The sequence below is a fragment of the Vibrio parahaemolyticus genome (genome assembly GCF_900460535.1).
Classification (GTDB): Bacteria; Pseudomonadota; Gammaproteobacteria; order Enterobacterales; family Vibrionaceae; genus Vibrio; species Vibrio parahaemolyticus.
In genome coordinates this window covers 591,207-605,535 of the sequence record NZ_UHIL01000002.1, presented here as the reverse complement: position 1 = coordinate 605,535, position 14,329 = coordinate 591,207, and the positions used below count along the sequence as shown (strand labels likewise).

General features: G+C 46.5%; 11 protein-coding genes. 2 read left to right on the top strand and 9 right to left on the bottom strand.

The annotated features are described in order from the left end of the window. Nucleotides 1–15 precede the first annotated feature (15 nt). Nucleotides 16–885, top strand: coding sequence for a pyridoxal kinase PdxY (gene pdxY, locus DYB02_RS19635; RefSeq protein ID WP_005499985.1), 870 nt, complete (start codon nt 16–18; stop codon nt 883–885). A 49-nt stretch (nt 886–934) separates the two neighbouring features. Here pdxY and DYB02_RS19630 read toward each other — a convergent pair whose 3' ends face one another. The 9 genes from DYB02_RS19630 to malT form a co-directional block, all read right to left on the bottom strand. Continuing rightward, complete coding sequence (locus tag DYB02_RS19630; protein ID WP_025628061.1) at nt 935–1,429, bottom strand: hypothetical protein; 495 nt, start codon at nt 1,427–1,429, stop codon at nt 935–937. A 221-nt stretch (nt 1,430–1,650) separates the two neighbouring features. Then, nucleotides 1,651–2,868: a serine/threonine transporter SstT gene (gene sstT / locus DYB02_RS19625; RefSeq protein WP_005458382.1), complete on the bottom strand. Its 1,218-nt coding sequence runs from the start codon at nt 2,866–2,868 to the stop codon at nt 1,651–1,653. 355 nt (nt 2,869–3,223) lie between these two features. Next, nucleotides 3,224–4,300, bottom strand: a complete 1,077-nt coding sequence (rsgA, locus tag DYB02_RS19620) for a ribosome small subunit-dependent GTPase A (protein WP_021822074.1) — start codon at nt 4,298–4,300, stop codon at nt 3,224–3,226. Nucleotides 4,301–4,614: 314 nt separating this feature from the next. Then, a complete protein-coding gene (locus tag DYB02_RS19615; protein ID WP_005480175.1) occupies nt 4,615–4,911 on the bottom strand; it encodes a PTS sugar transporter subunit IIB in 297 nt (98 codons plus the stop codon). 176 nt (nt 4,912–5,087) lie between these two features. Next, the gene (locus tag DYB02_RS19610) at nt 5,088–5,549 is read right to left on the bottom strand and encodes a copper chaperone PCu(A)C (protein ID WP_005458360.1); all 462 of its coding nucleotides are present in this window, start codon (nt 5,547–5,549) and stop codon (nt 5,088–5,090) included. Next, the gene (locus DYB02_RS19605; RefSeq protein WP_005458304.1) at nt 5,539–6,153 is read right to left on the bottom strand and encodes an SCO family protein; all 615 of its coding nucleotides are present in this window, start codon (nt 6,151–6,153) and stop codon (nt 5,539–5,541) included. Before DYB02_RS19605 ends, DYB02_RS19610 begins: the two co-directional genes overlap by 11 nt. 9 nt (nt 6,154–6,162) lie before the next feature. Further along, a complete protein-coding gene (locus tag DYB02_RS19600; protein WP_015313652.1) occupies nt 6,163–6,588 on the bottom strand; it encodes a hypothetical protein in 426 nt (141 codons plus the stop codon). Nucleotides 6,589–6,833: 245 nt separating this feature from the next. Continuing rightward, a complete protein-coding gene (locus DYB02_RS19595; protein WP_005458367.1) occupies nt 6,834–7,751 on the bottom strand; it encodes a polyprenyl-phosphate transporter in 918 nt (305 codons plus the stop codon). 590 nt (nt 7,752–8,341) lie between these two features. After that, nucleotides 8,342–11,050: an HTH-type transcriptional regulator MalT gene (malT, locus tag DYB02_RS19590; RefSeq protein WP_005480178.1), complete on the bottom strand. Its 2,709-nt coding sequence runs from the start codon at nt 11,048–11,050 to the stop codon at nt 8,342–8,344. Nucleotides 11,051–11,803: 753 nt separating this feature from the next. On the opposite strand from malT, the gene DYB02_RS19575 reads away from it, so the two are divergent. Next, nucleotides 11,804–14,257: a glycogen/starch/alpha-glucan phosphorylase gene (locus tag DYB02_RS19575; RefSeq protein ID WP_005480123.1), complete on the top strand. Its 2,454-nt coding sequence runs from the start codon at nt 11,804–11,806 to the stop codon at nt 14,255–14,257. The last annotated feature ends 72 nt before the right edge of the window (nt 14,258–14,329 follow it).

The window sequence follows — 14,329 nt, the reverse complement described above, 5'->3', positions numbered from 1 at the left end:
AAGAGGTAAGGTACTATGCAAGGTATCCTCTCTATACAATCTCATGTTTCTTTTGGTCATGCTGGTAACAGCAGTGCCGTTTTCCCAATGCAACGCATGGGTTTCGAAGTATGGCCGATTCATACCGTTCAATTTTCTAACCACACTCAGTATCAAGAAGGTTGGACTGGGCGAGCGTTTGCGGCTGAAGACATCAGCGAGTTAGTTCGTGGTCTTGGAAACATCGGTGCATTGGAAAAATGCCAAGCGGTGTTGACCGGCTACCAAGGCAGCGCAGAGCAATGCCTTGCTGTTGAAGATACCGTGACGAAAGTGAAGCAAGCGAATCCGAACGCACTTTATGTTTGCGACCCTGTGATGGGCGCGCCAGACAAAGGCTGCATTGTGGCTCCGGGTATTGCTGAAAATCTTCTGACTCGTTTAATGCCAATGGCGGACGTGATCGTTCCGAACCAATTCGAGCTGAGTCAATTTGCTGAGATGGAAATCCACTCACTAGACGATGCGATCACCGCATGCCAACGTGCGCTAGCGAAAGGTCCAAAAGTTGTGCTAGTTAAGCACCTTTACTGCCTAGAAAATGGCAGCTTTAACATGCTACTGGCTACGCAAGAAGGCATTTACCTTGCGAAGCGCCCTCAATTTGAGTTTGCTAAACAACCTGTTGGCGTGGGCGACCTTATCTCGGCGATCTTCACTTCAGGATTGCTGAAAGGTTGGTCTCCTAAACAAGCTTTCCAACATTGTCACGATGCGTGTTACGGAGTGTTAAGCGCCACTTACCATGCAGGTGAATGGGAACTGCAAACCATCGCAGCGCAGCAAGAGTTTGTTGAACCAAGCAAACACTTCCCAATTGAAGAAGTGGAACTAGAAATGGCGTAACGCTATTTTCGAACACAAAAAAGGAGCCCGGCGGCTCCTTTTTTGATCGCTAACATTGGGACGTATCGACTTTAAAACTGTGTCCGTCTTTTCCTGCGCCTTCCAATCGGTAATAGGCGTAGCATTTGCCTTGCATCAAGGCTTCTGGTGAGTCATTACGGCCGTAGCCGACTATCGAATAAGTGTTGTTTTCTATGAACACCAAGTTCGCTTGCTTCATTTCGTCTGAGATCGTCATGTTGTCGAAAAAGCCAAGGTGTTCGCCACATTCGCTTTGCGTTTCTGGGTAGCCGTTGTAAAACTCTTGATAGCCCACAGCCGTCAGGACACATTGGTTTGCGCCATTCTCTTGGTTGAACGCTTTCGCATTGGCGTTGAGAATGGAGACGTAGTACTGCATGTCGGCAAACAAAACTTGAATGGCAGCAGAGCGGGCGTCGGACGTACGCTGGTTCGAATGGTGGAGTGCATAAGCAGAGATTCCGCCTAGTAAAACAGCAGCGAACAACCACTCTTTCAATGAGAAACTAGACAACCATCTCATTCGTTTGCCCTCAAATTAAATCGACCATTCATACAATGGGGCGGCATTCTACGCATCGAATCTTGAAAATTTAAGGGTAAATCCCGTGTTTCAGAAAAAACTGACAGAAAGTTTATTGGTGATCAATAAGTGATACCGAATGCATATTCTATCGACAATAAATTATCGACAACGAAAAAGGGGAGCCAACAGGCTCCCCTTTCTATTATTCAATGTTTATCTTACTGGCTTTTTTGCTGTTCTGAACGGCAAACAGCAGCGGTAAAGATAACGTCTGTTGAACTGTTTAGCGCTGTTTCAGCAGAGTCTTGAATCACACCGATGATGAAACCAACCGCTACCACCTGCATTGCTACGTCGTTTGATATGCCAAACAAACCACACGCTAGAGGGATAAGCAGTAGAGAACCGCCCGCAACACCAGAAGCACCACATGCAGAAACCGCCGCGACAACACTTAGAAGTAGCGCTGTCATTAGGTCAACTTCAATACCCATTGTGTGCACTGCAGCCAGCGTTAGCGTTGTGATAGTGATTGCTGCACCAGCCATGTTGATGGTTGCACCCAGAGGGATAGATACTGAGTAAGTGTCTTCGTCTAAGTCTAACTTCTCACATAGCGCCATGTTTACTGGGATGTTCGCTGCACTTGAGCGAGTGAAGAACGCTGTTACGCCACTTTCACGTAGACATTGGAATACCAATGGGTACGGGTTTTGTTTGGTTTTGAAGAATACGATCGCTGGGTTTACTACTAGCGCGATAATCATCATTGCGCCAAGTAGAACCGCAAGAAGGTGAGCGTAGCTTGCTAGCGCGCTGAAGCCCGTTGTCGCGAAAGTTGAAGCAACCAGACCAAAGATACCAAATGGTGCAAGACGGATGATGAAGCGAACAATGTGAGAAACACTGTGGCTTAGGTCTTCAAATACCGCTTTCGTTGTTGCTGATGCGTGGTGAAGAGCAAGGCCAAGACCCACACCCCAAGCAAGAATACCGATGTAGTTCGCTTCTACTAGTGCGTTTACTGGGTTATCAACCAGTTTAAACAGCAATGTTCGTAGGATTTCTGCAATACCTTGAGGAGGAGTTGCACCTTCAGCGCCGGTTACAAGCGTTAGATGGGTCGGGAAAAGGAAGCTTAGAACCACGGCTGCAAGCGCTGCGAAGAACGTACCCATTAGGTACAAAACAACGATTGGGCGCATGTAAGTGTGTTGGTTTTTCTTTTGGTTCGCGATTGAAGCGGCAACCAAAATAAACACTAGGATCGGTGCGATGGCTTTAAGAGCGCCTACAAAAAGGCTACCAATCAGTCCAACGCTTTCAGCATGGCTTGGTGAAACTGTTGCGAGCAAAATACCAAAGACAATACCGACAAGGATCTGGAGAACGAGGTTACCGCGAGCATATCGGGCAACGAGGCTGTTGTGTTGCATACGTCATTCCTGCAATTTTATGTCAGAGCGGCAGGGCAATAGCCAAACATTACACGGCGATAATGCCCTTGATGAACAAGGAATGAGCATTGCTTCTGTGCGCTAAGAACATGATTATCAATTATCCTGTTTTTATAAATTCAGCCATTTTCTTGCTGAATATCACATATCTTAGCTTGGTAATATTTTGTGTCTAGTTTTAGTTTGTTTTTGGATTAAATGTTTGCTCGATGTTATCTAAACGAGATTTTTATGTTGAAAAATCTCGTTGGTTATGAGTAATGGTTTTTAATAAAGTTATTAAAAAGGAGACGAAAGTCTCCTTTGAATTTATTGACAACTCAAATCTAACAACTCAGTAACTTTGCTGACGTTTGCGTTTATCACTCATCACATTGCGAGTGAGTTTGCCAAATTGTCGGCTCTGAGCTCGTTGCTCTGCTAAGGTCGCGCCATTAAAGGCTTGTTCTCGCAGCAGCTTTTGATAATTGTTGAAACGGCGAACTTCAAGAGAGCCATTTTCAATGGCCGCTTGAACGGCGCAACCTGGCTCGGTTTGGTGTTTACAATCACCAAATCGACAATGCTCGGCAAGCGCTTCAACGTCAGCAAAGGCTTCGCTGACACCAGCTTCGCAATCGACGAGTTGGATTTCTCGCATTCCTGGAGTATCGATCAAAATCCCGCCTGCAGGTAATAGGTGAATCGAGCGCGAGGTCGTCGTATGGCGTCCTTTGCTGTCGTCTTCACGGATATGCCCTGTCGATTGTTCCTGTTGACCAAGTAACGCGTTGACCAGCGTTGACTTACCCACCCCTGATGAACCGATAAAAGCAACGGTTTGCCCTTCATTACACCAGCTCATGAGCTTAGAAGTACTTTCTGCATCTAAGCCGTTGACCGTCTCAATGACTAGCAGAGGGTCTAGCTTCTGTACTTGGCTTTTGAGTTCATCGACGTTGTCGCACAAATCGGCTTTGGAAAGCACGATAACGGGCTCGACGTCAGCTTCGTGAACTAAGGCTAAGTAACGTTCAATACGGCTTAAGTTGAAATCGTGATTGAGTGAGCAGACGATAAACACCGTATCGACATTGGCCGCGATGAGTTGCTCTGCCACTTTGCTGCCCGCCGCTTTGCGGCTAAAGAGGCTCAAGCGATCCAGTAAGCGAACAAATTGCTGATCTTCATTTAAGATCACCCAGTCTCCGACGGTCATATTGGGCAGAGAGTGGTGGACATTAAGGTGAACTTGCCCTGCTTCTGTTGCCAATAAATAACCACTTCGGTGATGCGCGATCACGCGTGCAAAGATCGTATTGTCGTAGTCGTCTAGTGTCAGTTGTTGCTGAAAAAATGGTTTCCAACCCAATCGTTTTAATGGGTTTGAAGTAGAAATTAATGTGTCACAAAAAGTATGTGTTTGATTCATTGTTGAATTATCCCAGACGCAACAAAGCGCCTTAATACAAATCGCATTAGGGTCTAATTCGGATAGAGTTGACCCCGGTGAAGACCGGGCAGAGAAGGGGAGTTGTGGTTATGCCACAGAGTTGGTGCGGTTAGGTTTACCCTTGCGATGCCCAGTTAGTGCTATTCAATACAATCATCATGTGTCCTCTTTAGTTAGTTGATACGTTGGTGAGTTCATTCTTTGGTTAATGAAACGAGGAGAGTATAGCTGCCCTTTTTATTTGTGGGTAGCAAAATCACCGCTTAGTTTGCTAGGAGAGTTGCTACGAGCGCCTAGCTTGTCATTCGTTCTTCCATGATCTGCGAATACGTGTTGGCTTTCAAACCGTATATGATTTGGATATGACGTTCATCCAACACAACAACACCATGAGCGCCATGTTTCTTTAAGGCCTCTTTATCTACGACAGCAGTAGAGCGCAGCGTGAGTCTTAGCCGCGTTGCACACGCCCCGGTTTCCACCACGTTATCGAGGCCACCAATTGCGGCAATAATGGTGTCCACGTCTTGCTCGACATTTGGATTGGTTTGAGTCAAAAAACTGAAAACGCGTTTGAGAGCTTGAAACATAAAGAGTTATCTCGGGAACAGGGTTAGATGCGGAAACAAGGAAATAGAGTTATAGCGAAGAGGGAGGTGTGTTGTATGGGGCATAAAGCACAGATTTACATTTTTAAATAAAATCGCCATTGCGCTGCGAGAGAGCGAAGAAAACAAAGGCTCCTAATGAGGAGCCTAATTCGATTTTAGTGGGCTGTATGTTTCATCCCTGCCATCACTTTTTTCACTGGCGCGTTAAAGCTCTGCTTTTGGCCGTTATCGTAAGTCACGGTTACTTCGATTTCATCCCCTTCATTGAGCGGCGTTTTCAAATCAAACAGCATGATGTGTAAGCTGCCCGGTTTTAGCTCGGTGGTCTCTTTTGCGCCTAGCGTGATGCGGTCGATTTGGCGCATTTTCATCACATCGCCGTCTTTAATGACATCGTGCAATTCGACTTTGCCCGCTGCTGGCGTTTCTGCGGCAACGATATTGATGTCGTCTTGGCTGCGGTTGGCAAAGGTTACGAAGACGGCGCTGGTGGTTGCACCCGGAGCCATAGCACGCGCATACGGTTCGTGCGCCATGACATCGAGCTTAGCCTGAGCTAAAGGGCTGAGCAGTAATGCACCCAAAGCCAATGTTTTGAACAGTTGATTAGCCTTCATTCGAGCCTTCCTTAGTGGTGAGTTTTGAAATTGCTTCAACAATCGGCGCAGGCGTTAGCGTGTGTGGCACTTTGGTGATCAACGTGCCGTCCGGTTTGAGGAAGTAGAAGTAAGAGCTGTGGTCAAGGGTGTACTTCAGCTCCGAGCCTTCTAATTCGGTTTTACGGAAAATAACGCCGTAGCGGTGAGCAAGTGGCGTCGTGATGTCCAACGGCGCAGATAGACCTTCAATCATAGGGTGGAAGTAGTGCGCATATTTTGCGGACGCGTCCGCTTCATCACGTTCTGGATCGAGAGAGATAAACATCGGGCGCAGCTGCGCTTTTTGCTCATCGCTGATTTGATTTAGTGCACCTGCCAGCATCGCGAGCGACGTTGGGCAGACATCAGGGCAACGAGTAAAACCGAAATACACGATACGAATACGAGGGTCGTTCACATCAAAGACGTTGACTGGTTGATTGTTTTCGCCAAACAACACGCTTTGTTCTGACGAGGTTGTTTCTGAAACGTCTGCGGGTTTATCTAGGCTATCTAAATAGGTTTTAGTACCGAAACCCAGTACGAATGCGACTACGAGAAAGAGAGACCAATTGCGGCTCATAATGATTCCTTATCTTTGCATTTTGATGGCGGGATAGATGGTGGATTGTCCGTCGGTCAGTTCTCCGACCCACGTCATCGATTCTTGAGTGCAAACGGGCAACACGACTTCGCCAGAGTATTTTCCAGGTGCTATTTTCTTGAGGAGAAACTTCGGCTCACCCATTTCCATTTCTCTTCCTGAAAGGCTCAGAACCAACTGCTCTGCGTCACTTTTGTTCCATTCGACATCGAATTTAGCAGGAATAAGGGGCTGAGCGTTATCGACATTGAGTGTCATGGTGACACCTTGTTGGACACATGCCGTTGTCGAGAGCAGGCAGTACTCATCAAGTGGTTTGACTGTCGAGGAAGAAGAGAAACTCTTGAGCAGCGTCGGGGCGTAGAATCCCGCAACGAGTGCGACCGCAATGGCGGCAATTTTTAACACTTTCATTAAGGTTCAGCATTTATCACTTAACATTAACCGCATCGTAGCACATATGTGTAACTCGCCAAGGCGTCTCCTCGACAATTTGTGCGTTATACCTAAATGATTTTGAGATGAATGAGTTAACGACTCATTGTGAGTCGGACTTGGGTTGAGAGCGTGTGCCGAACCACCGAATTGTCGGCTTTTTCTACGCCCTAAAAACAAAAACGGAGCCAATGGCTCCGTTTTCTATGAATGTGCTGCGCGGTTTATTTGTCAGAGTCTGCGAACTTTTCGAGACCTAAAACCAACGCAATAGCAGCCAGCATCATTACGACCGCAATCACTAGCTGCGATGGTTGAGAGGTAATGTGTTCAAATTCAAATGGAGACAAGTTGTGTTGTAGTAACGGTACTTGTTCGCCTTTCGAGTTCGTACGCCATGTTAAGGTTTCTTTCCAAGGCCAGATTTTAGGTAGTGTACCGATCATCAAACCAGTTAAGAACATCAGCGTGAAGTCGCGGAACTTGCGTAGTAACCACGAGAGCAGATGAGAGAAAGAAAGTAGGCCAATCACGCAGCCCGATAAAAACAGCGCCAACGTATCCACTTGGAAGCCTTTTACGGCCGCAAGTACCGGAGTATACATACCGATCAGTAGCAGGATGAAGCTGCCTGAGATACCAGGGAGGATCATCGCACAAATTGCGATCGCACCTGCAATCAGCGTATTAATAGCGGTAGGTTCAAGATGCAGTGGTTTCAGCACCGTAATGCTATACGCAAAGCCGACGCCCAGTAGAAGAGTCACGAAACGAATCGCATCGCGTTTCTCTACCTGACGGAGGATGTGATACACAGAGACCAAAATGAGGCCGAAGAAGAACGACCAAATAGGGATCGGATGAGTGTCTAGCAGCCATGTGATCAACTTCGCTAAGGTTGCAATGCTCGACAAGATGCCAGCAAACAGAGCAATAAGGAAAAAGCCATTAATATGATTGAATGCGGCTTTAAAACCGTCTTTTCGCCAGATAGAGAAAAGAGACGGGTTAATACGACGAATGCTTTCAAGCAGTGTATCGTAAATGCCAGTTATGAATGCGATAGTACCGCCCGACACGCCAGGGACAACGTCGGCTGCACCCATGGCTATTCCTTTGAAGAAAGTAATTAGATAGTTCATTTCTTTAGTGCTAAGTCATGTAGTTGGCACAGAGTATACAAAGATTGTTGCGAAAAAAGTATGAAATAGTGTCGTAGTTAATATTTGAGTGGTTGCTTATGAATCAATCCCAGGAAAAGGCGAGAACAGCGAACTTTCAACTCGTTAACATTTTATTTTCATTTACATTTTGACTAACTCAATTGTTAATAAATTACCTAAGTTGCATTTTGAAATTGCATAATGCAATTATTTTTTGTTTTTTGCAAAAATTTATATAGGCAATATCAGTTTATATGAGATCTTGTGCCCAAAAATAAAGCTTTGAAAATTGGCATGATTAATGCATAATACTTCTCGACCCTTCTTAAGCCGAGGGTCACCTAGCCAACTGACGTTGTTAGTGAATATAGATTGTTCACAATAAATATGAGCCAATCGCGATTATTGCGGTTGGCTATTTTTTTGCCTGTCGTATATGAACAACGTTACTTACGTGCTTTGCAAATTGCACTTCCCTCACTGGCGGCCTATAAAAAAGGGCTGACGCATAACGCCAACCCATTTTTGTTTTCAATTAAAAGCCCACTTCTTTACTAAGGTTATTTGATTTAGTAACCCATCAATTGTAGTAAATTCTCCGCAGTTACAATGGCTTCTTTACGATTCGCGATGTTGAGCTTTTGATACAAGTTGCGAATGTGGGTTTTGATTGTCGTACCTGCCACATCCAATTCTTGTGCGATTTGCTCGTTACTAAAGCCAGAATAAATCAAACCTAGAACCTGCCATTCGCGCTGTGTTAACGGGCTCGTGCGTACAAGCTCCGGCACATTCGGGTGATTTACCAACTTTTCAATAAAGTCTTCATCAAAGTGGATCGAGCGGCTGCGCTGATTCGATGAAATGTCTTTCATTAGTTGTTGAGCGCGGTGACGTTCTAGATCGCCCAGCTCATGACGCAGGCTGAGTTTCTCTAGCAGGCCACCAATCGTAGCGCCATCAATCAGGAAGTTTCCGACCATACCGGTTTGGTTCGTCATTACTAGCGCTTCTTTTAGCAGCGCTTTGGCTTGCTCCTCGTCTTTTTGGCGTGCGGCCAATACGGCTTCAACAACGAGGTTGCGATTGGTATCGGTAATGAGGTTGGTACGGCGCGCTTCACTTTGCAGGAAGTTTAGCGCTTGGCGTGCTTCCTCATACTGACCCAAATTGATGTGTGCACGCACTATATTGCGCCATTGCAGTTGCAAGAAGTGGTTACATGCCGATTCTGGACGAACCGCTGTATTCAACCATTCTTGCATGGCTTCTGTATTGCCACGCGCTTGCCAGAATAAGATCAACGATAAAGAGGCGTTGGCGGTCCAATCTACGTGGTACGTAGACTGCTTCATTAAATGTTGAATGTGCTCGATGAATTTACCGGCTTTGTCTAGCTCGCCACGGCCAATCGCAATGCGCGCCAACATTGAGTAGCTATGTAAGTGCTTACTCGGCGAATGGTTCTCGAGAATTTGTAGGCCTCGGTACGCACACTCTTCGGCTTCATCTAGGCGGTTCCAGCACCATAAAACTTGCGCGCGGATACGCAATAAAAACTCGTGTAGAGGAACGTGCTGTAATTGCTGATCTTCAATCAGACGGAAGCCCGAATCTTGCAGCTCAAAGGCCGCTTGCACGTAACCTTGAGCAATCAATATTTCGCTTTGTTGTAAAATCGCCCACAGTGCTTGATGGTAAACCTGATACTGGCGCGCCAATTTTTCGGTTTGCTGCATCATCGGCAACGCGCGGTCGAGTTTACCCAGTACGTGGTTCACTTCGCCTACGACTGAGGTCGCGACAATTCGGCTACGGTAAATAGTGTTGTCTAGTTGGCTGAGAGCCAGCTCCGCAAGTTCAAGCGCTTTCTCGGGTTGGTTGCTGTTAATCGCGACCTGAGCAAGCAGCGCGTTGGCTTGGCCTTGGTAATGGATATCTAGCTCGATGTTGCGCTTTTTATGCTCTTCTTCGGCTTCTTCAAGCAATTGGCCAACTTGATTGTATCGGTGTTGGCTCTGCGCTAACCATGCACGTAACATCGTCAATTTAGGGTGGCTAAATAGCAGTTCTGCATCCAGCTTATTGATGGCATGCTCGAGTGTGCTTAGTTCACCTTGGTTGAACATCTTCCAACCGAATTCATTCAAAATCTCAACGACTAAGTCTTTATCGTTGGATTTTTGCGCGTGATGAATGGCTTGGTGTGGCGATTTTTGTTGCAACCAAGCGACCGCCGCATTGCGGTGAAGATCTTTTTCTTGTTGAGGAATACGTGCTTGACGCTCGTGAGACAAGAACTCGCCAAACAAGTTGTGGAAGCGGAACCAGTTATGCTCGCCTTCAAGTGGATAAATGAACAAGCCATAACGGTTAAGCGATTCAATCAGACCCAGCGCGTCTTCGCGTTGAGTGAGGGCAAATACCAGTTCATCGTTAAAGTGATCCAGCACGGACACTTGCATCAAGAAGTGACGAGTTTCGTGATCGAGCAGGTCGAATACTTCTTCGACTAGGTAATCCCACAAATGCGCGTGATTGAACTGCGATACCGACTCGACGGTTTGCGCCAATGTGCGGTTTTGATGTTGGGCTTGCAGCGCGATCAACTGCATGGCAGATGGCCAACCTTCCACGTAGGTTCTTAGGCTGTTCGCCATGTCTTCATCAATGCCATCGGCGATTCGTTGGTTAAAGAAGCGGGTGGTTTCTTCAGTATCAAACGCCAACATTTCGTTGCCGATTTCGATCATTAAATCGCGCACACGCAAGTTAGCTGTGCCCAGAGGTGGTGCTGCACGGCTGGTGACGACAACCGTTAAATTGTCTGGCATGTGCTTGAGGAAGAAACGCATGGATTCATGAATTTCATCATTGGTGATCAAGTGGTAGTCATCGAGTACCACGTAGCACTCTTGATGAAAATCTGCCATTTCGGCAAATACTTCGCTAAACAGGGAGCGTAAAGAGGAAATCTGGCGCTTTTCGGCCAGTTTTTGCGCATTCGAGCAGCTGAAGTTGGTCGCTTTGTTCAGCGCTTGGAGTAAATAGTTGACGAAACGAAAGCCATCATTGTCACTGTCGTCAATGCTGTACCAACCGACGTTTGGCTTATCGGATAGCCACTGAGCGGCCATCGTTGTTTTTCCGTAACCTGCTGGAGAACGGAACAAAACCAATTTGTAGTAAGGCGCTTGTTGTAGTAAGTCCAACACTCGTGGGCGCACAATGGCATTGTGTAGTCGGCCGGGACGAGTAAGTTTAGATGGAATCCACATTAGTAATTATGTCCTTATTTATGATACCCAAGTGACTTCAACGCACTGTTTTTAACAAGAGACCCTCTCGAAGTCTTCCTCTCGTCCAGCGACACCGTTAAACAACCATCAATGTTTCGGCGATTAAGCGTGATTTTCACTTTGCACTGCCCTGTTTTGGGTTTGGCAATATCCACACAAAATGCCATCTCCCGAGGTCACTTAGGTATAAAAGCTAGCAAAACTAGAAATGACTCACACCGCATAATTCTAGCTTGTATAAAAATTGCTCAATCTAGTAAGCCGAGAGGGATGGTACGACATCAGAAATGCTCGTTACTTTGATCCACTTCCTAATTCTCAAGAGTTGATGGATTTGGCATCAACTACGCCCTTGTTTTGTGATTTTTATCACTTAAATGTCTTTGGTGTTGGTGCTATTAAGATTGTGTTGCACATCTCTTGCGAAAAATTTCTCGATGTTAACGAAGCTAATGTGATCGGTAAGACACTTTTTGCATGATAGGTGAAAAGGGCAATAAAAAGCGTCATGAACAATCTTTAACCTTTCTCATATTTGGTTGTGATCAAAATCACTAAGAATAGGAGCCAAGGATGTCGTGTTGAGATTTGGATCACTAACTTCCTTATGGTCCCCCCTCTACGCCCTCACCCCTCCTCCTGCAAAGGAGGAGAATTAGGAGGATGTTTATTCACAGAGGTAAATGCACGATGTATGGCAGATGAATTACTAAAAGACGTGAGAATTTCGTAATGAAACCTACTCAACAGAAACAATTTGACAAGAAGTCCTTCCAAGACAGCGTTAAGAAACACCTTTCCGTAACTTACGCTCACACGGTTGAAAACGCAGACAGCCGCGCATGGTACCTAGCAATGGGTCGCGCACTGGCTGAGTTCACTACTTTTGATTTGCTTGCTACTGAAACCGATCCTCGCATCCAACAAGCGAAGAGCGTTAACTACCTTTCACTAGAATTCCTTATCGGTCGTTTAACGGGCAACAACTTAATCAGCATGGGTCTGTACGAACAAGTAACAGAAGCAATGGCTGAATTAGGTCATAACCTAACTGACCTTCTAGAAGAAGAGCGCGATCCATCACTTGGTAACGGTGGTCTTGGTCGTCTGGCTGCATGTTTCATGGATTCATGTGCTGCTCAAGAGTTCCCAACAGTGGGCTACGGCCTTCACTACGAATACGGCCTGTTTAAGCAGTCGTTCAAAGACGGTCGCCAACAAGAAGCACCAGACGCATGGCGTGGTGTGGAAGGCTACCCTTGGGAAGTCGCTCGTCCTGAGCTGGCGCAAGAAATCGGTTTTTACGGTCATGTTGAAGTTGTTAATGTAGACGGTAAAGAAGTTCGCAAATGGGTTCCTGGCATGTCTGTAAAAGCAATGCCTTGGGATCTGCCTATCGTAGGTTACGAATCAGACACAGTTTATCCGCTACGTCTTTGGGAATGTCAGGCGATTGCACCATTCTCACTAGCAAGCTTTAACAACGGTGATTACTTCGAAGCGCAACACGCACTGATCGACGCAGGTAACATCACCAAAGTGCTTTACCCGAACGACAACCACGAGAAAGGTAAAACACTGCGTCTGATGCAGCAGTACTTCCACTCAGCAGCGTCTGTACGCGACATCCTACGTCGCCACGAAGCAGCAGGCTACTCGCTAGCGGATCTACCTAAGCAAGAGACTATCCAGCTTAACGATACGCACCCAACGATTGCGATTCCTGAACTAATGCGCATCCTGATGGACGAAAAAGGTCTAACTTGGGAAGCGGCTTGGGAAATCAGCTCTAAGACATTCGCGTACACCAACCACACGCTACTTCCTGAAGCACTAGAGACATGGCCAGAGTCGCTAATCCAGCACCTACTACCACGTCACATGGAGATCATTTACGAGATCAACCATCGCTTCCTACAAGACGTACGTGCAATGTGGCCGGGTGATGTCGCGAAACAACAGAAGCTTTCTATCATCGAAGAAGGTTTCCACCGTATGGTTCGTATGGCAAACCTATGTGTAATCGGCTCTTACGCAGTAAACGGTGTAGCAGCACTTCACTCTGAATTGGTTAAGAAAGACCTATTCCCAGAGTTCCACGAAATGTACCCGACACGTCTACACAACGTAACGAACGGTATTACGCCACGTCGCTGGTTGAAGTTCTGTAACCCAGGTCTGTCTCAGCTTATCACTGAGAAAGTAGGCGCAGAATGGCCAGCGAAACTTGAGCAGCTAGAAGGCATTGCTAAGTACGCGACTGACGCGACATTCCAAAAAGAATTCATGGCAGTGAAGAAAGAGAACAAAGAGCGCCTAGCAAACTGGGTGAAAGAGCACATGGGTATCGAGCTCGATACTAATGCTATCTTCGATGTTCAAATCAAGCGTCTGCACGAGTACAAACGTCAGCACCTAGATTTGCTACACGTACTGTCTTTGTACCACCGTATTCTTAACGAACCAGGTTTTGAGTGCACGCCACGCGTAGTGTTCTTCGCAGCGAAAGCCGCACCGGGTTACCACCTAGCGAAAGAAATCATCTTCGCAATCAACAAGATTGCAGACAAGGTGAACAACGACCCGCGCATCGGTAACAAGCTGAAAGTGGTATTCATTCCTGACTACCGCGTGAGCATGGCTGAAATCATCATCCCTGCGGCTGACGTTTCTCAACAAATCTCGTTAGCGGGTAAAGAAGCATCAGGTACGGGTAACATGAAGATGGCGCTAAACGGTGCCCTAACTATCGGTACGATGGATGGTGCGAACGTTGAAATTCGTGAAGAAGTGGGCGATGAAAACATCTACATCTTCGGTCTAGACGTTGAAGGTGTGAAAGCGCTAAAAGCTCAAGGTTACAACCCATTTGACTACTACAACGCGGATCACTTACTCAAAGCGTCCATGGACCTACTACTGGGTGAAGAATTCACTCCAGGTCAACCGGGCCTACTACGTGCAACGTACGATAGCCTACTGGATGGCGGTGACCCATACCTATGTCTTGCGGACTTCGCATCGTATGTGAAAGCGCACGAAGAGATGGGCAAACAATATAAAGACCAAGCTGGCTGGGCGAAGAAAGCCATTCTTAATACCGCCCTTGTTGGTAAGTTCACCTCAGACCGCTCAATTCGCGACTACGTGAACAATATCTGGAAACTAGAAGCGGTTCACCGTTAATAGAACAGAGTTAAGACCAAGGTAGCCAAGCGCTACCTTTGGTCATTTGCAAACTTACGTTATTGATAACAA